This window comes from Streptomyces sp. CA2R106 (assembly GCF_037034245.1).
Lineage (GTDB): Bacteria > Actinomycetota > Actinomycetes > Streptomycetales > Streptomycetaceae > Actinacidiphila.
On record NZ_JBAGKC010000014.1, the window covers coordinates 106056 to 124913 of the forward strand.

Below are 18858 nucleotides of genomic sequence, written 5' to 3' on the forward strand. Positions count from 1 at the left end.
TGCCGACCGCCCCCGGACCAGGCTCCGCAGACCTCCGACGACTGGTGGACGAACCGAGGCTGCCGGTACGGGAGTTCCGCCGGTGAACACTGAGGCAGCTCACCAGCGCCCGACGTCCTGCCCGGAGCGGGGCGGCCGGGCGCCGCTACGGGCACCCGCGCCCGCGATGCCCGAGTGATCCGACCATCCGCCCGGGTCCTTGACGCGCCCGCACCCGCTGGCTAGCTTCCGACCAGAGCCCCTTCCCCCCAACTCGCGTGTTCCCGCACGCCAGACCACGGCTCAGGAGCCCCCCATGCGAGCAATGAGAACACTGCGCGTCGCTGTCCTCACGGCCGTTCTGACAACGATGTCAGTCGCCGTGGCGCAAGGTGCCGCACCGCCGGAGCAGTCCTCGCCCGCGGTCAGCGCTGTCAGCGCGGCCACGACCGTCTGCAACAGCTACTGCGATGCCCGGGACCCCGCGCTCAGCACGCAGGACCGGCAGCCGGTGACCGCCTCCGTCGACTCCCGCTCGATCGTGCTGCACTTCGACGACAACGACGCCATGGCGTGGGGGTCGATCGGCAACGGCGGCGCCGGCGACCAGGTGTGGCTCGACCGGTCCTGGGACGGCGGCCGCACCTGGAGCGACGGCAGCAAGCTCGGCGCCACCTCCGTCCCGTCCGGCAACGGCGGCTGGCGCACGCTGATGTACAACGTCGACGACTGGAACAACGAAGGCGTCGGCGCGGTGCGCGCCTGCGGCGAGCCGGCCGGGACGAGCGACATCGCCTGCACCGCGTGGGCCCGCACCACCTGGAACGCCTGGTCCCGCGGCACCGCCGCGGCGACCGCGCTGATGATGTCCTACGACCGCGGCAGCAAGCTGTTCGGCGGCAACGGCTGGTGGACCAGCGCCAACGCGCTGACCGCGATCATCGACAACGCCCGGGTCAGCGGCATGCCGAGCTACAAGTACGCCATCAGCGAGACGTACAACGCGAACATCAACGCGCAGGACGGCAACTTCACCAACAGCTACCTGGACGACACCGGTTGGTGGGGCCTGGCGTGGGTGGACGCCTACGACGCGACCGGCGACAGCCGCTACCTGACCACCGCGCGGGCCGACGCCGACCACATGGCCGACAACTGGAACAGCACCTGCGGCGGCGGGGTGCGCTGGAACACCGGCGGCCAGTACAAGAACGCCATCACCAACGAGCTGTACCTCTACCTCAACGCGGCGCTGCACAACCGGATCTCGGGCGACACCACCTACCTGGGCCGGGCGAACACCGAGTGGTCGTGGTTCCAGAACAGCGGCATGATCAACAGCGACCACATGATCAACGACGGCCTCGACGACTCGTGCGCCAACAACGGGCAGACCACCTGGACGTACAACCAGGGCGTGGTGCTCGGCGGGTTGACGGAGCTGTACAAGGCGACCGGTGACTCGGGCCTGCTGACCACCGCCCGTACCCTCGCCGACGCGTCCACGGTCAAGCTCGTCTCCGGCGGGGTGCTGCGCGAGCCGGGCGAGGGCGACGGCTGCACCGGCGACGGCCCGAGCTTCAAGGGCGCCTACGTGCGGGGGCTGGGCAAGCTCAACACCCAGCTGTCCGACCACCCCTACGCCGCCGACCTCACCGCGTGGGCGAACTCCGCCTACGCCCACGACCGCAACGCGCTCGACCAGTACGGCCCGCACTGGGCCGGCGGCAGCGGCAGCAGCGACTACGGCTGCCAGCAGAGCGTGCTCGATCTGCTCAACGCGGCCGGCTGACCCGGCCGTTCGTCCCGCGCACCACCCCTTCCCTTCCCCCCACTTCCCGTCCACGCCTGACCGCGTGGACCCGTGAAGGAGCGTGGCACGACGATGAGAAGATCCCCCTTACTGCTCGCCCTGGCGCTGGCCGCCGCGGTCGGGGCCGGTGCGGGCACCGCGCTGCCGGCCGCGGCAGCCGCCCCGGCGGCTTCCCCCGCCTCCGCCTCCGCCTCCGCGTCCGCCGTGTCGTCCGCCGTCTCGCCCGCCGCCGCGTCGAGCCTGCGGGTGATGCCGCTGGGCGACTCGATCACCTGGGGCGTCGGCAGCAGCACCGGTGACAGCTACCGGTCCGCGCTGTGGGACGAACTGTCCGGCCAGGGACACGCGTTGGACTTCGTCGGCACCGGCCGCAACGGCACGATGGGCGACCCGGACAACGAAGGGCACTCCGGCTGGCGGATCGACCAGATCGCCGGCATCGCGGACGGTGTGCTCGACCGCTACCGGCCCGACGTCGTCACCCTGGAGATCGGCACCAACGACCTCAACCAGAACTACCAGGTCGCCACCGCCACCGACCGGTTGCACGCCCTGATCGACCAGATCACCGCGGACGTGCCCGGCGTCACCGTGCTGGTCGGCTCGCTGATCGTGTCGACCAACGCGGTGGAGGAGCCCAACCGGCCCGCGTTCAACGCGGCGGTGCCCGGCATCGTGCAGGCCGAGCAGAACGCGGGCAAGCACGTGGGATTCGTCGACATGAGCGCCCTGACCACCGCCGACCTGTCGGACGCGCTGCACCCCAACGACGGCGGCTACCAGAAGATGGCCGACGCCTTCGACGCCGGCATCCAGGCCGCGGACGCCGCCGGCTGGATCACGCCCCCGGTGCCGAACGGCGGCACCGTGCACTCCGGCATCGCGGGCAAGTGCCTCGACGACAACGGCGACAGCGCCACCAACGGCACCGCCGTCCAGCTGTGGTCGTGCAACAGCAGCGACGCCCAGTGGTGGCAGCTGCGCACCGACGGCACCCTGCGGGCGGTCGGCAAGTGCCTGGACGCGGCCGACCTCGGCACCGGCGACGGCACGAAGGTGCAGCTCTGGGAGTGCAACGGCGGCGCCAACCAGGTCTGGGAGCCCTACGGCGGGGGCTACCGCAACCCGGTGTCCGGTCGCTGCCTCGACGACCCCAACTCCTCGACGGCGGACGGCACCCAGCTCCAGCTGTGGGACTGCAACGGCACCGACGCGCAGAAGTGGACGACGCTGACCGCCATCTGACAGGCCGACACATTCGCTGCCCCGAGGGGCGGCATGACGGCGGCGCGGCCAGGCCACGGGGCACCCTCCCGTGGCCGGACCGCGCCGCTCGGCGTCCGCGCGGGCCCGCTACACCCGGTCGGCCACGATCAGCAGGTACTGGAAGCTGCCGTTCTTGTACGCCGTCAGAAACGGTTCTTCGATGCCCGTCACAAGGTGGTCGGCCTGCTGGCGCAGCTCCCAGTACGGGATCGCCGTCGCCGTCAGGTCCTCGACGTGCACCGGGACCAGCCGGTTGGCCGCCATCGCCCGGAAGTACCCCGAGCGCGGGTGGATGTCGCAGATGTAGTGCGCGTTGATCAGCGACACCTCGCGGGAGGCCCGGCCGTACGTGTCGTTGTAGCAGCCGGTGATCGTGACGTAGCGGCCACCGCGCCGCAGCAGCCGGGCGTGCTCGGCGAAGAGCAGCTCCAACTCCACGTACATCGTCGACTCGTTGTTCCAGGAGGCGGCGTAGGCGCCGGTCTGGAAGCCGGTGTCGAGCATGTTGCGGTGGTGGTAGCGGACCTTGCCGTCGATGCCGCGGGCGCGGGCCTGCGCGTTGGCGAAGTCCGCCTGCTTGGTGGAGAGCGTCACCCCGTCGGCGTGGCAGCCGTAGCGCAGGTGGGCCACCACGCTGCCGCCGCCGCGCCCGCAACCGGCGTCGAAGACCCGGTCGTCGGGGGTGAGCGGCCCGAGGTGGGAGGCGAGCAGCTCGGCCTGCGCGTGCTCCAGGCGGTGCAGTTCGGCGGTGATCCGGTCGCGCCGCAGGTTCGGGTCCGGCTCGTCGAGCACCGACCGGTCGGCGTCGCCGACGCCGTAGTGGTGGTGGTAGAGGTCGTCGATCTTGCCGAGTTCGAGGTTGACCGGGTTCTCCTCAGCGTTCCAGTAGTCCGCGATGCGGGTCTGGTACGTGGATTGGGCCGGCACCGGTGCGGTGGCGGTGCCGTGGTGGGACGTGGTCAACGCTGACTCCTTCTGTACGGGTGCATGGTGCTGGTGGTGCGGTGTTTCTGGTGGTGCGGTGTACCGGTGGCGCGTCTGGCGGTGGTGCGGTGGTGCGCCTACCAGTAGTTCGGCAGGTGGTATCGGTGGGTGTTGGTCGCGTGCCACTCGTGGTTGCCGGCCACCCAGTCCGACAGCCCCTTGGCGTAGCGGCCGACCAGCGGTGAGGTCACCGCCAGCGCGGCGGCCTCCTCCTCGAAGGACGCCATGATCTGGTTGTGGATCTCCACGCCCCGCAGGTAGGCGGACTTGAGCCCGCAACCCTCGTTGGCGGCCACCACCTGGGGCAGGTTGAGGTGCTCCGGGTCGGTCTCCAGCTCCTTGGTGAAGGAGTAGAGGTCGTTGACCAGGGTGGTCGCGTTGCACGCGAGCGCGGTGATCCGCTGGACCTCCGGCCGGGAGTAGAGCGGTTCGGGCAGTTCGTAGCCGTCCAGCGCGTCGACGATCGACAGGCAGGGGCGGAAGTTGTTGAACTGCCGCATGACCAGGTACTCCCAGACGGTGGGCACGTACTTCGTCTCGGCCCAGGCGGCTTCGGCGAGGTAGCCCATGTGCAGGCGGGCCATGTCGTGGACGAAGCGGGTGGTCTGGCTGGGCGTGGCGAAGGCGGCGTACCCCTTCATCGCCCAGAAGTACGAGCGCAGCGGTCCGTCCGCCTGCATGCCCTGCTGCCAGCCCGCTTCGGCCTCCGGTGTGCCGTGGTAGGGGTCGATCGCCGACTGGGCGAACAGCAGCGGTCCGCCCAGCCCCCGGTGCGAGCCGCCGCGGTCCTCCGCTTCCTCGCAGTAGCAGTCGTCCACGAGGTTCTCCGCGAGCAGGAGCTGGCCGGCGACGGTGAGCCGGTCCAGGTCCGCCGCGTGGGGGTGCTGGAGCACCACGGCCCGGCCGAACTGGAAGCCGGAGAAGTCCCCGGTCCACGCGGTGGGGAAGAGGTCGAGTTCGCGGGCCCACTCCTCCAGCCGGCGGTCGACCTCCTTGACCTTCTCCGGGTCGGCGGGCACGGCCGGCTGGTACCTCAGCCCCGGGATGACCCCGGTGCGGCGTGCGGCCGGGCGCGGGAAGCTCGGCGGTCCGGGCAGCGACAGGCGGGCCGGGCGGGCCGGTTGGGGGGACGCGGTCGCCGGGTTCTCCGCCCGGCCCTCGGACGCGGTCACTCGACCCGGCCGAGCTGGGCGTTCTCCAGGATGCCGACCGCGTCGGGCACCAGGATCGCCACCGAGTAGTAGGCCGTGACGAGGTAGCTGATGACCGCGGCCTCGTTGATGCCCATGAAGCGGACGTTCAGGCCGGGTTGGTACTCCTCGGGGATGCCGGTCGCGTGCAGGCCGACGACGCCCTGGTCCTCCTCGCCGGTGCGCAGCGCGATGATGCTGCTGGTGTGCCGTTCGCTGACCGGGATCTTGCCGCAGGGGAAGATCGGCACCCCGCGCCAGGCGGGCACCTGGTGGCCGCCGACATCGGCGCTGCCGGGCACCAGTCCGCGCTTGTTGCACTGCCGGAAGAAGGCGGCGATGGCCTTCGGGTGGGCGAGGAAGAGCTTGGTCTTGCGGCGCATCGAGAGCAGGTCGTCGAGGTCGTCCGGGGTCGGTGGGCCCGAGTGGGTGCTGATCCGCTGGCCGTAGTCGGTGTTGTGCAGCAGCCCGAACTCGCGGTTGTTGACCATCTCCCATTCCTGGCGCTCGCGGATCTCCTCGATGGTGAGCCGCAGTTGCTGCTGGGTCTGGTCCATCGGGTCGTTGTAGAGGTCGGCGACCCGGCTGTGCACCTTCAACACCGTCTGGGTGAGCGAGAGTTCGTACTCGCGCGGGCGCAGCTCGTAGTCGACGAAGCCGCTGTTGAGCACGGGTTCGCCGAAGTGGCCGGCCTGGAGCGGGATGTCCGCCTCGCCGCGGCGGTTGGTGGGCCGCCGCTGCTGCTCGGCGTACGCCGCCAGGTGCGCGGCCAACGACGGTTCGCGGGCGGAGAGTTCCTGGACGGTCTGCCAGGGCAGCACCAGCACGACGCCGGCGGTGTCGGCCCGCACGGTGGTCTTCCAGCGCGGTTCGGCCTGGCCGACCGCCTCGTCGCCGACCTGGTCGCCGTCGGTGAGGACGCCGACGACGCCCTCCTCGCCGTACATGCCCTCGGCGTAGCGGGTGAGCCGGCCGTGCACGACCAGGAACGTGTCGGTGATCGGCTGGCCGGCCTCGAAGAGCACCTCGCCCGGGCGGACGTCCCGGGGCTGGAAGCGGGCGGCCAGGTCGGTGAGGACGCCGGTGTCGGCGTAGCCGCGCAGCGGCGGGAGTTCGGTGAGGCTTTCGGGGATGACCCGGATGTCGTCGGCGCCGTTCTGCTCGAACGCCACCCGGCCGCGCCCGACGGTCAGTTGCAGCCGCCGGTTGACGCGGTAGGTGCCGCCCTTGATGTCCAGCCACGGCAGCATGCGGATCAGCCACCGGGAGCTGATCCCCTGCATCTGCGGTTCGGACTTGGTGGTGGTCGCCAGCTGGCGCGCCGCCTGGGTGGTGAGACTGGTGAGCTGTGCGCCGCTCGCCTGGTCGGCGGCGGGGTCGTCGGTGGTGGCGCCGGTGGGGTGTCCCGGTTCGGGCACGTTTTCTCCCGTAAGACGAGCTGGACAGGCAGCGTGAGAGGACCTGGTGACAGGTGAACGGGCTTGGTGGGCAACGGTGTTGGCGTACGCCGACGGTCGGGGCGGCGGAGTCCGCCGGTGGTTGCGTGCAGGGTCCAGCCAAGCAGCCGGGGATGTGCGGCGGTATAGCGGAAGGGGGGCGCCTTCGCGCCCCCGGTGGTGTAAACCTCGCAGGTGGAGCACCTGGGGGAGTGCGCGCAGGAGTGTGCCGCTGGCACGCAACGCGCGCCGGAGTGCGGGAGTGCACCCCCGGCGCGCGGGGGACCGTCGCACGCCGGGTAGGTACCAGGCAGGGTGCCCGGGTGGGCGCCTGGATGGGTACGCGGAACAGGCCCCGGGCGGCTGCCGCGCCCGGGGCCTGAATGATCCGCCCGTTCGGGCGATGTGTCTACAACGTGTTCGATCCGACCGTACGAGACGTTCCGCGGTTGCGGGCTACGCGCCGGCGAAGGCGCCGCCCGGGCCGAAGGCCAGCCGCGCGAAGTTGTCGCCGATCCGCAGGTGCGCTTCCTGGGAGGGGTGCACCTCGTCGGGCAGCGGCAGTTCGGCGTAGTCCGCGGCGCCGTAGAGCTCGCGGCCGTCCAGGTAGTGCAGGTGCGGGTCGTCCGCTGCGCGCTGCTTGACGATCCGGGCGAGTTCGGAACGGATGACGCTCAGCGTCAGGCGGCCCGCCGCGACGTCGGCGGGGTCGCCGGTCGCCTTGAAGCGGATCACCCCGTCGCCGAAGTCCGGCGCCAGCGGGCCGGGGGTGTCCTCCTGCACCGGGCACAGGATCGCCGACACCACCAGCAGCGGCGCGGTCGGGTGCCCCTCGCGGACGGTGTCGAGGAAGCCGTGGACCGCCGGGCCGAACGCGCGCAGCCGCATCAGGTCGGCGTTGACGATGTTGATGCCGAGCTTGACGCTGATCAGGTCCGCCGGGGTGTCGCGCATCGCGCGGGCGGTGAACGGGTCGAGCAGCGCGCTGCCGCTGAAGCCGAGGTTGACCAGGTCGACGCCGCCGCGGGCGGCGGCCAGCGCGGGCCAGGTGCCCGTCGGATGGGTGGCGTTGGAGCCGTGGCTGATCGAACTGCCGTGGTGCAGCCACACCTTGCGGCGGCCGGCGGCGAGCGGCTCCACCGGAGCGTCGGTGCGCAGCGCGATCAGCTCGCTGCCTTCGTTGTGCGGCAGCCAGATCTCCACGTCCTTGGCGTGTCCGGGCAGGCCGGTGAAGCGGGCGGTGCCCGCGGGCCCCTCCGTCACCTCCACGGCCCCGGTCGCCATGTCCGTGGTGCGCACCCGGCCGCCGGGCGCCGTGGCCTGGCCGGCGGGCTTCCCGTCCACCACCAGGTCGTACACGCCGTCCGCGGGCAGCGGCGCACCGACGTACGCCCGCTTCGTGGCCAGCGCGTCCAGCTCGATCACGGTCGCCCGGGTGCGGAACACCAGCCGTACGCCGGACGGTTGGGCCTCCGCGACGGCCAGCAGGTCGTTCTCGGGGATCTGCCGGCGGGCGGCGGCGGGCAGCCGGTGCGGCAGCAGTCCGTGCGCGGTGGGCTCGATGTCCACGGCGCCGCGCAGGAGTTCGGCGGTGACGGGGGTGGTGGTCAGGGGCTGCTCGGTGCTCATCGTTTCTGCCTGTCGGTCGAGGGGTCGGTGGTGGGGGTCGCGCGGTTGCGCAGGAGGAGGTCGAGCGAGTCGATCAGCCATGCCCATGACTCCTCGGCGGCGACCGGGGTGTGGCTGAACGCTCCGCTCAGCTCCAGGTCCACGTAGCCGTGGAAGGCGCCGCCGAGCATCCGTACGGCGTGGGTCTGGTCCGGCTCCGCCAGGTCATACCCGCGCAGGATCGCCCGGGTCATCTGCGCGTGCCGTACCCCGGCGCTGCGTGCCGCCGTCTGCGGGTCCAGCCGCAGGCGCGCCGCCTCGTAGCGGCCCGGGTGCTCCCGTGCGTAGTCGCGGTACGCCTCCGCGAACGCCGCGAGCGCGTCCTTCCCGGCCCGGCCCGCGACCGCCGCGGCCGCCCGGTCGGCCATCTCCTCCAGCGCCAGCAGCGCGATCCTGACCTTCAGGTCGTGGGAGCTGCGCACGTGCGAGTACAGGCTCGCCACCTTCACGTCGAACCGCCGCGCCAGCGCCGACACGGTCACCTGCCCGAACCCGACCTCGTCGGCCAGCTCGGCCCCCGCCCGCGCCAGCCGCTCCGCACTCAGCCCCGCTCGAACCATCGGCTTCCTCCCATCAACCTCCACCCATCATGCATCTGCCTACATCTTTTAGGCAAACGCCTACTGACCATGGGAGGAGCGGCACCGTGTACCGTGCGGACGGGCGCGGGCTGCTGGACGGCGAACCTCTCGCACCCCGCGGGCTCGTCCTTGGCGGAGAGGAACATCCGTTGCGTGTACTGGTCACCGGTGCCTACGGTTTCGTCGGCACCGCCGTGGTGCGGAGGCTCGCCGATGCCGGTCATGACGTCGTGGCGATGACCCACCGCGGCGCCGACGCCCCGCTACCGGAACTGCCGGTCACCGACGTCCTCCGGGCCGACGTTCTCGACGAGCACCGTGTGACGGCCGCCCTCGGAGGCGTGCACGGCGTGTGCCACCTGGCGGCCCTCACCAGGGTCCGCGAGTCCTTCGAGCGCCCGCACGACTACCAGCGGGTCAACGTCGGCGGCACGACCGCCCTGTTGAACGCGGTGGGAGCCGCACGTACCGGCCGGGACGTCCCCACCGTCGTCCTGGGCTCCACGGCCGCGGTCCTCGGCGCCCCGGAGCAGCAGCCCATCGGTGAGGACACCGCACCCGCCCCGGGCAATCCGTACGGCGCGTCGAAACTGGCCGCGGAGGATGTGCTGAGGGCTCGCGCGGAGACCGGCGCGGTGCGGGCGGTGAGCCTGCGGTGCTTCAACATCGCCGGGGCCGTGCAGGGGGTGGGGGACGCCGACGACACCCGGATCATCCCGAAGGCGCTGGCCGTCGCGGCCGGCCGGTTCCCGCACCTGGAGATGAACGGGGACGGCACCGCGGTCCGGGACTTCGTGCACGTGGACGACGTGGCGCGCGCGTACCTGCTGGCGCTGGAGTCCACCACCGACGTGCCCTACCGCGTCTACAACGTCGGCGCCACCCCGGCGAGCATGCGCGAGGTCGTGGCGACGGTCGAGCGCATCACGGCCCGCCCCGTCCCCGTGGTCCGCCGCCCTCCCCAACCCGAGCCCCCGCGCCTGGTGGCCGACATCGCCAGGATCACGAATGAACTCGGCTGGAAAGCCGAGCGGTCCGACCTCGCCACGATGATCCGCGACGCCTGGACAGCGGCGAATCCCACGAGCCACTGAGCCGGCACACGCCGGCCCTCGACGGCCGGTGGGCGGTGCCGGGCGCCCCCCGGGCGGGGTCAGAAGGAGTCGGCGGGCCAGTGGAAGGCGGTGGGGGACGTGGTGGTGGCGTGGACGGAGGAGGGGGAGGCGAGGAGGGGGCGGGACATGCCGTAGTGGGTGGGGGAGAAGCGGGGGGCGGCGAGGAGGTGGGGGAGGGCGGCGCGGATCGCGGGGTCCGCGGGGAGGTGGACGGTGGCGGTGGTGAGGTGGGCCTCGCGGGCGTGGATGGCCGCGGCTGAGAGGAGCGCCGGGGCCGCGACGGCCTCGTGGCCCGGGGCGAGCGCGATCTCGGCGACCTCGACGGAGTCGGCCGCGGGGCGGCGCAGGACGACGAAGCCCGTGCCCGCGTCCGTCAGCAGGATCTGCGTCGGGGGCGCGTACCAGACGGGGACGCGGTGGGCCCAGTCGGCCGGGGTGCGGACGGTGGTCAGGGGGCGGGTGGCGTCGAAGGCGGCGCGCAGGGCGCGCAGGGTGGGCAGGTCGGCGGGGGTGGCGGGGCGGACACCCGCGGCGGCGGGGTGCGGTGCGGCGGTGGTGAGGGGCCCGGACCAGCCGGGTGCGGCGAAGGACCGCCAGCCGGCGCCTTCGTAGACGCGCGGGGTGCCCGTGAACAGCAGGGACCAGGCGCAGCCGTCGGCGGTCATCGCGGCGACGGCGGCGGCGAGGAGGTGGCGGATGTGGCCCTGGCCGCGGGCGTCGGGGTGGGTGGCGACGCTGCCGACGCAGCCGACGCGCTGCGGTGTGCCGGCGGCCGAGCGGAGGGGCCGGGGCAGGTAGTGCAGGACGGAGACGAGCCGCCCGTCGCCGGTCTCGGCGACGAATGTGCGGCGGTGGCGCCCCGGGTCGCGGCCCCAGAGCGTGGTGACGGTGGGCGCGTCGGGGAAGACCGCCGCCCACAGGGCGTGCAGGGCGCCCTCGTCGGCCGGAGCCGCGGTGCGGTAGCACATGGCGGCGGCCTCCCTTCCGGAGGTGGTGCGGGTGGGCGGTCGGTCAGAGGATCAGGTTGCCGCTGGTGGCGCTGACCCGCTTCCCGTCCGCGGGCAGGTGCTCGCGGGCCACCTGGTCCTCGGTGCAGGCGGTGTGCAGCAGCGCGGAGGAACCGCCGAACGCGGCCGCGGCCAGGGCGAGTCGGCCGCCGGTGAACCGGGCGCCGACCGCGCTGTAGCGGTTGGTGCCGTCGGTGACCCGTACGTGCGCGGTGTCCGCGTCGGCCGCCTCGCTGCGCAGGTCCGCCAGCTCCCACACCACGGTGGCCCCGGTGCCGGTGTCACGGGACAGCAGCGCGCCGGCCGCGTTGGTCCCGGCCAGCCGTACGCCGCCGCCGACGCTGATCCGCTGGTCGCGTACGGCGCTGAGCGCGATGCCGGTATCGGTGAGGCTGCCGCCGTCGACGGTGACCTCGGACGCGCCGACCGACAGCGGCGCGCCCTTCGCGCTGCCGGTGAGGCGGCAGTCGGTGAAGTGCACCGGTCCGCTGCCGCGCAGGACGTTGCCGTCGAGCCCGGTGAACGTGGTCCGCACGAAGTGCACGGGCGCGGTGACCGGGGTCTGCACGAGCACGGACGCCTTCGGCAGGTCGAAGACGCAGTCGGTGACGGTGGTCGGCCGGCTGGAGCGGGCCGAGCGCTGGGCGACGGCGAAGAACGCACCGGTGCAGCCGCGCAGTTGGGCGCCGTCGGCGTTGATCACCAGGGTGCCGTCGGGGTCGAAGGTGGGCCGGGGGATCACCTTGACGTTCTCCAGCGTCAGGTCGGTGATCAGGGTGTTCGCGGTGAACCAGGAGCAGACGTGGTTGCGTACGGTGATCCGCTTCGCCGAGTTGCCCCACTGGGCACCGGAGTTGGCGATGTCCATCAGCCCGGAGTTGCCGTCGAAGAGCAGGTCGTGCTCGTACTGCCCGTGGGTGGTGAAGGGGTTGCCGCCCTCGTCGTCGCCGTCGCCGTGGCAGTTGACGACCTGGCAGTAGGCCGACGCCGTCAGGTCGTTGAGGTGGCGGACGTTGCTGCTGGTGCAGTCGGCGACGTGGCCGTACAGGCAGTAGATCTGCTGGGTGAGGTAGCCGGCGCCGCCGTACATCACGGTGGGCGGGTTCTTCAGGCCGCACTGGAGGGTGCGGTAGCGGGTGCACCAGCGGCGCATGATGACCGGCCAGAAGGTGCCGGTGGCCTGGATGCGGGAGACGTCGCAGTCGACGGCGTACTCGTAGGCGACGGGGTGCGAGCCGGTGTACTCGTCGTCGACCGCGCCGGTGTCCTGGCCGGCGCCGAGGAAGACGAGGTGCTCCACCCGGGCGCCGACGACCGGTTCCACCCGGCGCCAGGTAAGGGTGCGGCCGGCCGCCAGCGGCCAGCCGTTGAGGTAGTCGACGCGGATGTGGGTGCCGTCGATGATCTCGGTGACCTCGACCATCTTCTGGAGCTCGCGCTCGTCGCTGCCGCCGCCGGCCACCTCGTCGCTCTGCACCGCCCACCACTGGCCGACCTCGAAGGCGCCGGAGTCGGGCACCGGGAAGGCGTCGGTGAGTTCGATGACGCCGGCGGGCAGCGCGTGGGTGACGGTGTCGCCGGTGACGGTGCCCTGGAAGAACAGGACGGCACCGAACGGGTTGTCGTGCGTGTTGCGTTCGATGCCGCCGGTGTGCACCGTGTGCCCGCCGAAGTCCAGGGTGATCCGGGAGCGGTGGTAGGTGTGGCGGCGCCGGAAGAGCAGGTCGGTGTGGGCCTCGACGCGGTGTACGGACGGGTCGCCGACCATGGCGTCCAGCGCGTCATCGGCCGGGGTGCCCGCGTCGAACAGGCCGAAGCCGCGGAAGTCCAGCACCCCGTCGTGCACGCGGCGCCAACGGCCGTGCGCGGGGCGGTCGTCCGGCCGCAGGACGAGGCCGCCGTCGGGCGCGAGGGTGCTGGCGGCGTCCCAGCGCAGCGTCATGCCGCCGCCGTCGCCGGGCGCGTGGTAGCCGGCGACGACCGCCACCGCGCCGGCCCGCAGCGACGCCGACGGGGCGGCCAGCAGGTCGGCGACGGTGGCCGCCGATGTCGCGGCCGGGCGCCCCGCGGCCGGGGCCCCGCCCTGGTCGTCCTTCGTGCTGCCCGCGGGCTCGGCCGCCTGCGCGGGCACCGTGGCCAGCGCCCCGGCCGCGACGGCCGCCGCGCCGAGCCCGCCGGAGCGCAGCAGGTGCCTTCGGGTGGTGTTCATGATGCGGTGCCGTCCTTCCGTCCGGGACCGCCCTGCGGCCCGGGGTCGAGTGACGTGCGGTACGGGGGCATGAACTCGGTGCGCGGCATCTGGTCGGCCAGCACCCCGCCGTCCACCACGATGCGGGTGCCGGTCAGGTAGCCGCCGCCGTCCCCGGCGAGCAGCAGCAGCGCGCCGGTGCACTCCTCGGGCCGCGCGTAGCGGCCGAGCGGGATGCGGTGGCGGTAGGCGGCCTCGAACGCCGCCCGGTCGAACGGGAACTCGCCGTCGATCGGGGTCTCCACCATGCCCGGGGCCAGGCTGTTGACGGTGATGCCGTGCGGCGCCAGCTCGACCGCGAGGGTCTGCGTGAGCAGGTCCACCGCAGCTTTGGAGGCGTTGTAGTGCGCCAGCCCTGCCTCGGCGACCAGCGCGTTCTTGGAGGTGATGTTGACGATCCGGCCGGGCACGCCGTCGGCGACCATGTGCTCGGCGACCCGCTGGGTGAGGAAGAACACCGCGTCGAGGTTGACCCGCATCACGCGGTACCAGCTGTCCGGGGTGATCTCGTTGAACCGCTCCAGGGCCGCGGTGCCCGCGTTGTTGACGAGGATGCGGATCGGGCCGGCCTGGGCGCGTACCTCGTCGGCGAAGCCGTGCAGCGCCCCGATGTCGGACAGGTCCTGCTCGACGACGAGCGCGCCGCGCCCCAGGTCCCGGACGAGCGCGGAGGTCTCGGCGAGCCCTTCGGCGCCGGGCAGGTCGGTGAGGACCAGGTCGGCGCCCGCCTCGGCCAGCGCGGTCGCGAACGCCCGGCCCAGGCCGCGGGCCGCGCCGGTGACCAGCGCGGTGCGGCCGGTCAGGTCGAAGCGGCCCGCCGCCGTGCCGACCGCTGCCGCGTCAGCGCCGTCGGGCCGCGCCCGGTCCGTACGAGCCCGGTCCGCATCCGCCCGGTCCGTCCCGGAGCGCCCCCCGCCCGCGCCGCCGGAGGCACCCGCGCCGGTCACGGCCCCTCCAGGCCGAGCAGCTCCAGCGACGGGCGGTGGATCAGCGTCTCCACCGCGTCCTGGTCGAGCGGGTCCAGCCCGGGGATGCCCGGGATGCGGGCGATCCGGCGCAGCCCCTCCACCGAGTCGTCCACCGTGGTGAAGGGGTAGTCGCTGCCGAAGAGCAGCTTGTCCCACACCCCGTAGTCCTGCACCAGGCGCAGGCTGTGCCACAGCTGGAACGGCCGGTAGTGCAGCGCGCTGACGTCGGCGTAGACGTGCCGGTGCTTGCGGATCACCGCGATGCACTCGCCCTCGAAGGGGTGGCTGAGGTGGGCCAGCACCATCCGCAGCTCCGGGTGGCGCATGGCCACCCAGTCCAGGTGCCGCGGCATGGCGTACTCCAGCGGCGCCTGCGAGACGAACGTGGTGCCGGTGTGCACCAGCAGCGGCAGCCCGTGCCGCTCGGCGTAGGCGTACAGCGGCTCGTACGCCTCGTCGGCCGGGTCGAACCCGGCGTACATCGGCATCAGTTTGATCCCGCGCAGCCCCAACTCCTGGTGGCCGTGGCGCAGTTCGTCCTGCCAGCCGGGCTGGGTCGGGTCGATGGAGAGATAGCCGATCAGCCGGTCCGGGTGCTTCGCGACGTAGCCGGCCACGGCCGCGTCGTCGACCCACAGGCCGCTGCGGCGTGCCTTCCCGCCGACCACCACGGTCCGGGTGCCCTCGGGCGCGCTGGCCGCGTACTCCTCGTACCGCACGGTGAGGTCGACCTCGCCGGCGTGCGCCCGGGCGGACTCGGCGCGGAAGACGTCGTCGAAGTCGTGGCTGTGCCGGAAGAGATGGGAGTGCACGTCGACGATCATGTGCGGTTCCTCTTCTCCCAGCCGTCCGCGAACATGTTCCAGAACCGGTGGGTGGGCGGGTGCTCGGCGAAGACCTCGTCGACCAGCTCGATGCCGAGCCCGGGCGCGGTGGGCAGCTCGATGTGCCCGTCGGTGATCGGCAGCGCGCCGCGCACCGCGTCGAAGACGTACGGCTCCAGCAGCCCGTCGAAGGTCTCCAGGATCTTCAGATTGGTGATGCCGAGCGTGGCGTGCACCGAAGCGGTGGTGCACAGCGGCGAGTTGGAGTTGTGCGGGGCGACGAGCATGCCGTGCGCGTCGGCCTGGGCGGCGATCTTGCGCAGCTCGGTGAAGCCGCCGGCCATCGACAGGTCGGGCTGCACGATGTCGACGGCGTCGGTGGCGAAGAGCTGTTTGTACTCGTAGCGGTTGTGGAAGTGCTCGCCGCCGGAGATCGGGAAGGCCGCGATCTGCCGCAGCTCGGCGTAGCGCTCGATGTGCGTCCAGGGCAGCGGCTCCTCGAACCAGCCGATGTCGTACGGCGCCAGCTCGTGCACCAGCCGGCGGGCGGTGGCCATCGCGAACCGGGCGTGCCCCTCGACGAAGAGGTCCACCTCCGGGCCGACCGCCTCGCGCACCGCGGCGACCAGGGCCAGCGAGCGGCGCAGCTCGGTGCGTTCCAGCTCGTGCAGGCCCGCACCGAACGGATCGAACTTCAGCGCGCTGAAGCCCTTGGCGACGGTCTCCTGCGCCTTCGCGGCGAACTCGGCCGGCTCCCGCTCGCCGGTGTACCAGCCGTTGGCGTAGACCCGGACCCGGTCGCGGGTGGCGCCGCCGGTGAGCCGGTAGACCGGCACGCCCAGCGCCTTGCCCATCAGGTCGTACAGCGCCTGGTCGACGCCGGAGACGACGACGCCGCCGATGTCGCCGCCGCGCAGGAAGTCGCCCTGGTACATGCGCAGCCAGAGCTCCTCGACGTCGAACGGGTCGGCGCCCAGCAGGTGGCGGTGGCCCATGGCCTCGGCGAGCCGGCAGGTCTCGTCCACCCGGTAGGGGTGGGTGATCTCGCCGACGCCGGTCAGGCCCTCGTCGGTGTGGATGCGCACATAGCCGAAGTCGCGCCAGGCGGTGCCGAGTTGGAGGGTCTCGACCTTGCTGATCCGGCCGGCCGGGCCGGGCGGGCGGGTGGTGTTGACGGTGAGCATCAGCGGGCTCCGTTCGGTGCGGCGGCGCCGCCCATGGTCGAGGTGTGCGCCAGGTCGCTCGGGCCGCCCTCGGCGAGGGTGCGGGTGACGGCCGCCTCGGTCGCCTCCAGCAGCCGGTCCACGTCGGCGTCGGTGTGCGCGTAGGACAGGTGGCTGCGCTTGAGGTTGAGCGGCAGTTCGAAGACGCCGTGCTCGATCAGGTGGCGGCGGTAGCCGACGAACAGCGCGGTGTCGTTGGCGAGCAGGTCGTCGTAGCTGAGCGGAACCGGGCCGGGCATGAAGTAGCTGACGAAGACCGAGCCGTAGCCGGTGACGACCGCGGGCACGCCGATCCGCCGGTAGAGCGCGGCCAGTTCGGTGCGCACCCGCTCGCCCAGCCGGAAGACGTGCTCGTGCACCGGCTCCTCGCGCAGCTTGCGCAGGGTGGCCAGCGCGGCGGCGACCGGCAGCGGGTGGCCGTTGTAGGTGCCGGCGAAGAACACCGGGCCGCCGGGCCGGCTGCTGAAGTGCTGCATCAGGTCGGCGCGGCCGCCGAGCGCGCCGATCGGGGCGCCGTTGGCGATCGCCTTGCCGAGGGTGGTCAGGTCCGGGGTGACCCCGCTGATCTCCTGGTAGCCGCCGAGCGCGTGCCGGAAGCCGGTGATCACCTCGTCGAAGACCAGCACGCTGCCGGCGGCGGTGCACTCCTCGCGCAGCGCGCGCAGGAACTCCGCGGTCGGCAGCAGCGCGCCGACGTTGTGCGGGACGGGCTCCACGATCACCGCGGCGATGTCGCGGCCGTGCGCGGCGAAGACCTCGCGCAGCGCGGCGGCGTCGTTGAAGCGCAGCACCAAGGTGGCGTCGAGGACTTCGGGCAGGATGCCGGTGGAGGTGGGGTCGGGCCGGCCGACCCGGTCGGGCGCGGAGATGACGTTGAGGCTCACCGCGTCGTGCCAGCCGTGGTAGCAGCCCTGGAACTTCACCACCAGCCGGCGGCCGGTGACCGCGCGGGCCAGCCGCAGCGCGTGGAAGGTCGCCTCGCTGCCGGTGCTGGTGAGCAGCACCTGCTCGATCGAGGGGACCAGCTCGGCCAGTTGCTCCGCGAGCAGCACCTCGTCCTCGGTGACGGCGACGCCGGTCAGCCCCAGCCGGCCGGAGGCGTCGGCGACCGCGGCGGCCACGTCCGGGTCGTTGTGGCCGAGCAGCGGCGGCCCGAAGGCGGCGTGGTAGTCGGTGAACTCCCGTCCGTCGCTGTCCCAGAACCGGGAACCCGCGGTGCGGGTGATCACCAGGTCGGTGAGGCCGGGAATGCTGCGCTGGCCGCTGTTGACCCCGCCCGGTATCACCTGGCGGGCCCGCTCGGCGAGCGTCATGTGGTGCTCCTCGCGTCGATGCTGTGGGTGACGGTCCCGGCCCTGCCCGGTCGGGACCGCGGGAGGCCATCCGCCCGGCAGGTCGTCGCAGGAATCGTTCGCTGCACTGAAGGAACGATTTTCAAGAACACTGTTCTGAATATCCGAACAGTGAGGGGATCTTAGATCCGGTTTCGCGCCCCGGTCAAGGGGGAACCGGTGGTAAACTGTTTCGCTATGCAGAACAGTGGTGCGCAAGGGTCCGCGGACGAGCAGGGACAGGCACCGGGAGCGGAGCCGAAGTACCTGGTGAAGACCGTGGCCAGAGCCGCGGAACTGCTGGAGGTGCTCGCCGCCGGCGGACCGGGCGCGGGACTGAGCGTCACCGAGGTCGCCCAGCGCAGCGGCGTCTCCAAGAGCGCCGCGTTCGGGCTGCTCCAGACCCTGCGGCACTACGGGCTGGTGGCCGACGAGGGCGAGGGCATGAACCGCCGCTACCGGCTGGGCATGTCGCTGGCCCGGCTCGGCGACCGCGCCCAGGCGCAGGTCTCCCTGCGCGACGTGGCCCGCCCGCTGCTGCGCGAGCTGACCGCCGCCACCGGCATGGCCTCGCGCGTCGCGGTGCCCCAGGACGGCCAGGCGGTCATCGTCGACCAGGTCGACGCCGGCGGCGGACTGCGGCTGGACCTGCGGATGGGCGCCCGCGAACTGCCGCACTGCACCGGCATCGGCAAGGCGCTGCTGGCAGCCATGCCCGAGGCCGAGGCCCGCGAGCTGATCGCCCGCACCGGGCTGCCGCGCCGCACCTCGCGCACCATCACCGACGAGGCGACGCTCTTCTCCCACCTGGCCGACATCCGCGCCACCGGCTACGCGCTGGACGACGAGGAGGACGCCGACGGGATCTTCTGCATCGGCAGCGTGGTCCGCGACCACCGGGACCGGTGCGTCGGCGCGATCAGCATCACCGGGCTGAAGCTCGACCTGCCCGGCTGGCGGTTCCGCGAACTCGGCCTCCAGGTACGGGACTTCGCCGATCAGATCAGTCAGAGCCTCGGGCACGGCGGCGCCGGGGCGACGTCGGAGGGACGCACCGCGGCCACCGCGGGGTCTTGACCGATTCACCGGCCGGGGCATAACGTCTCGCCCCATCGGACGGTGCCGCGTCAGCACCCTGCTCCTGGTCTGCGCTTTTCCCGCACCGGTCCGTCACCGCCATCCGCCCCTCCGGCAAGCGTCACGGGACTCGTCCTCACCTAAGGCC

At 72.6% G+C, this 18858-nt stretch carries 15 protein-coding genes; 4 read left to right on the forward strand and 11 right to left on the reverse strand.

Features of this window, described 5'->3' with window-relative positions; all coding sequences use genetic code 11:
• The first annotated feature begins 349 nt into the window (after nucleotides 1-349).
• Both WA788_RS20850 and WA788_RS20855 read left to right on the forward strand, forming a co-directional pair.
• Nucleotides 350-1771, forward strand: coding sequence for a glycoside hydrolase family 76 protein (locus tag WA788_RS20850; protein WP_335979515.1), 1422 nt, complete (start codon nucleotides 350-352; stop codon nucleotides 1769-1771).
• A gap of 93 nt (nucleotides 1772-1864) precedes the next feature.
• A complete protein-coding gene (locus WA788_RS20855; protein ID WP_335979516.1) occupies nucleotides 1865-3037 on the forward strand; it encodes a ricin-type beta-trefoil lectin domain protein in 1173 nt (390 codons plus the stop codon).
• A gap of 108 nt (nucleotides 3038-3145) precedes the next feature.
• On the opposite strand, the gene WA788_RS20860 is transcribed toward WA788_RS20855, so the two are convergent.
• The 5 genes from WA788_RS20860 to WA788_RS20880 form a co-directional block, all read right to left on the reverse strand.
• A complete protein-coding gene (locus tag WA788_RS20860; RefSeq protein ID WP_335979518.1) occupies nucleotides 3146-4021 on the reverse strand; it encodes a geranyl diphosphate 2-C-methyltransferase in 876 nt (291 codons plus the stop codon).
• A 98-nt stretch (nucleotides 4022-4119) separates the two neighbouring features.
• Complete coding sequence (locus WA788_RS20865) at nucleotides 4120-5145, reverse strand: family 2 encapsulin nanocompartment cargo protein terpene cyclase (protein WP_335979608.1); 1026 nt, start codon at nucleotides 5143-5145, stop codon at nucleotides 4120-4122.
• A 65-nt stretch (nucleotides 5146-5210) separates the two neighbouring features.
• Nucleotides 5211-6650: a family 2B encapsulin nanocompartment shell protein gene (locus WA788_RS20870; RefSeq protein WP_335979521.1), complete on the reverse strand. Its 1440-nt coding sequence runs from the start codon at nucleotides 6648-6650 to the stop codon at nucleotides 5211-5213.
• A 474-nt stretch (nucleotides 6651-7124) separates the two neighbouring features.
• Nucleotides 7125-8297 (reverse strand): GDSL-type esterase/lipase family protein, encoded by a 1173-nt coding sequence (locus WA788_RS20875; RefSeq protein ID WP_335979524.1) that lies wholly within the window; start codon nucleotides 8295-8297, stop codon nucleotides 7125-7127.
• Nucleotides 8294-8896 carry a TetR/AcrR family transcriptional regulator gene (locus WA788_RS20880; protein ID WP_335979526.1) on the reverse strand — a complete coding sequence of 201 codons (603 nt, stop codon included), beginning with the start codon at nucleotides 8894-8896 and terminating at the stop codon, nucleotides 8294-8296. The genes WA788_RS20875 and WA788_RS20880 overlap by 4 nt, the downstream gene beginning before the upstream one ends.
• Nucleotides 8897-9066: 170 nt before the next feature.
• Between WA788_RS20880 and WA788_RS20885 the strand changes: the two genes are divergently transcribed.
• The gene (locus WA788_RS20885) at nucleotides 9067-10011 is read left to right on the forward strand and encodes an NAD-dependent epimerase/dehydratase family protein (protein WP_335979528.1); all 945 of its coding nucleotides are present in this window, start codon (nucleotides 9067-9069) and stop codon (nucleotides 10009-10011) included.
• 59 nt (nucleotides 10012-10070) lie between these two features.
• On the opposite strand, the gene WA788_RS20890 is transcribed toward WA788_RS20885, so the two are convergent.
• From WA788_RS20890 to WA788_RS20915, 6 genes are all read right to left on the reverse strand, one after another.
• Nucleotides 10071-11000, reverse strand: a complete 930-nt coding sequence (locus WA788_RS20890; RefSeq protein WP_335979529.1) for a GNAT family N-acetyltransferase — start codon at nucleotides 10998-11000, stop codon at nucleotides 10071-10073.
• Between the two features lie 43 nt (nucleotides 11001-11043).
• Nucleotides 11044-13248: a peptidase C14 gene (locus tag WA788_RS20895; RefSeq protein ID WP_335979530.1), complete on the reverse strand. Its 2205-nt coding sequence runs from the start codon at nucleotides 13246-13248 to the stop codon at nucleotides 11044-11046.
• A complete protein-coding gene (locus WA788_RS20900) occupies nucleotides 13245-14090 on the reverse strand; it encodes an SDR family NAD(P)-dependent oxidoreductase (RefSeq protein WP_335979610.1) in 846 nt (281 codons plus the stop codon). The genes WA788_RS20895 and WA788_RS20900 overlap by 4 nt, the downstream gene beginning before the upstream one ends.
• Before the next feature lie 140 nt (nucleotides 14091-14230).
• Nucleotides 14231-15079: an amidohydrolase family protein gene (locus tag WA788_RS20905; RefSeq protein ID WP_335979531.1), complete on the reverse strand. Its 849-nt coding sequence runs from the start codon at nucleotides 15077-15079 to the stop codon at nucleotides 14231-14233.
• Nucleotides 15076-16263, reverse strand: coding sequence for a mandelate racemase/muconate lactonizing enzyme family protein (locus WA788_RS20910; RefSeq protein ID WP_335979533.1), 1188 nt, complete (start codon nucleotides 16261-16263; stop codon nucleotides 15076-15078). Before WA788_RS20910 ends, WA788_RS20905 begins: the two co-directional genes overlap by 4 nt.
• Nucleotides 16263-17615, reverse strand: a complete 1353-nt coding sequence (locus WA788_RS20915) for an aspartate aminotransferase family protein (protein WP_335979535.1) — start codon at nucleotides 17613-17615, stop codon at nucleotides 16263-16265. Before WA788_RS20915 ends, WA788_RS20910 begins: the two co-directional genes overlap by 1 nt.
• 216 nt (nucleotides 17616-17831) lie before the next feature.
• On the opposite strand from WA788_RS20915, the gene WA788_RS20920 reads away from it, so the two are divergent.
• On the forward strand, nucleotides 17832-18710 hold the full coding sequence (locus tag WA788_RS20920) for an IclR family transcriptional regulator (RefSeq protein WP_335979536.1): 879 nt from the start codon (nucleotides 17832-17834) through the stop codon (nucleotides 18708-18710).
• The last annotated feature ends 148 nt before the right edge of the window (nucleotides 18711-18858 follow it).

Excerpts from the sequence above, each read along its gene's own strand:
- WA788_RS20880 (WP_335979526.1), bottom strand. The coding sequence starts at position 8,896 with ATGGTTCGAGCGGGGCTGAGTGCGGAGCGGCTGGCGCGGGCGGGGGCC.
- WA788_RS20910 (WP_335979533.1), bottom strand. The coding sequence starts at position 16,263 with ATGCTCACCGTCAACACCACCCGCCCGCCCGGCCCGGCCGGCCGGATC.
- WA788_RS20850 (WP_335979515.1), top strand. The coding sequence starts at position 350 with ATGTCAGTCGCCGTGGCGCAAGGTGCCGCACCGCCGGAGCAGTCCTCG.
- WA788_RS20855 (WP_335979516.1), top strand. The coding sequence starts at position 1,865 with ATGAGAAGATCCCCCTTACTGCTCGCCCTGGCGCTGGCCGCCGCGGTC.
- WA788_RS20915 (WP_335979535.1), bottom strand. The coding sequence starts at position 17,615 with ATGACGCTCGCCGAGCGGGCCCGCCAGGTGATACCGGGCGGGGTCAAC.
- WA788_RS20890 (WP_335979529.1), bottom strand. The coding sequence starts at position 11,000 with ATGTGCTACCGCACCGCGGCTCCGGCCGACGAGGGCGCCCTGCACGCC.
- WA788_RS20920 (WP_335979536.1), top strand. The coding sequence starts at position 17,832 with ATGCAGAACAGTGGTGCGCAAGGGTCCGCGGACGAGCAGGGACAGGCA.
- WA788_RS20875 (WP_335979524.1), bottom strand. The coding sequence starts at position 8,297 with ATGAGCACCGAGCAGCCCCTGACCACCACCCCCGTCACCGCCGAACTC.
- WA788_RS20905 (WP_335979531.1), bottom strand. The coding sequence starts at position 15,079 with ATGATCGTCGACGTGCACTCCCATCTCTTCCGGCACAGCCACGACTTC.
- WA788_RS20895 (WP_335979530.1), bottom strand. The coding sequence starts at position 13,248 with ATGAACACCACCCGAAGGCACCTGCTGCGCTCCGGCGGGCTCGGCGCG.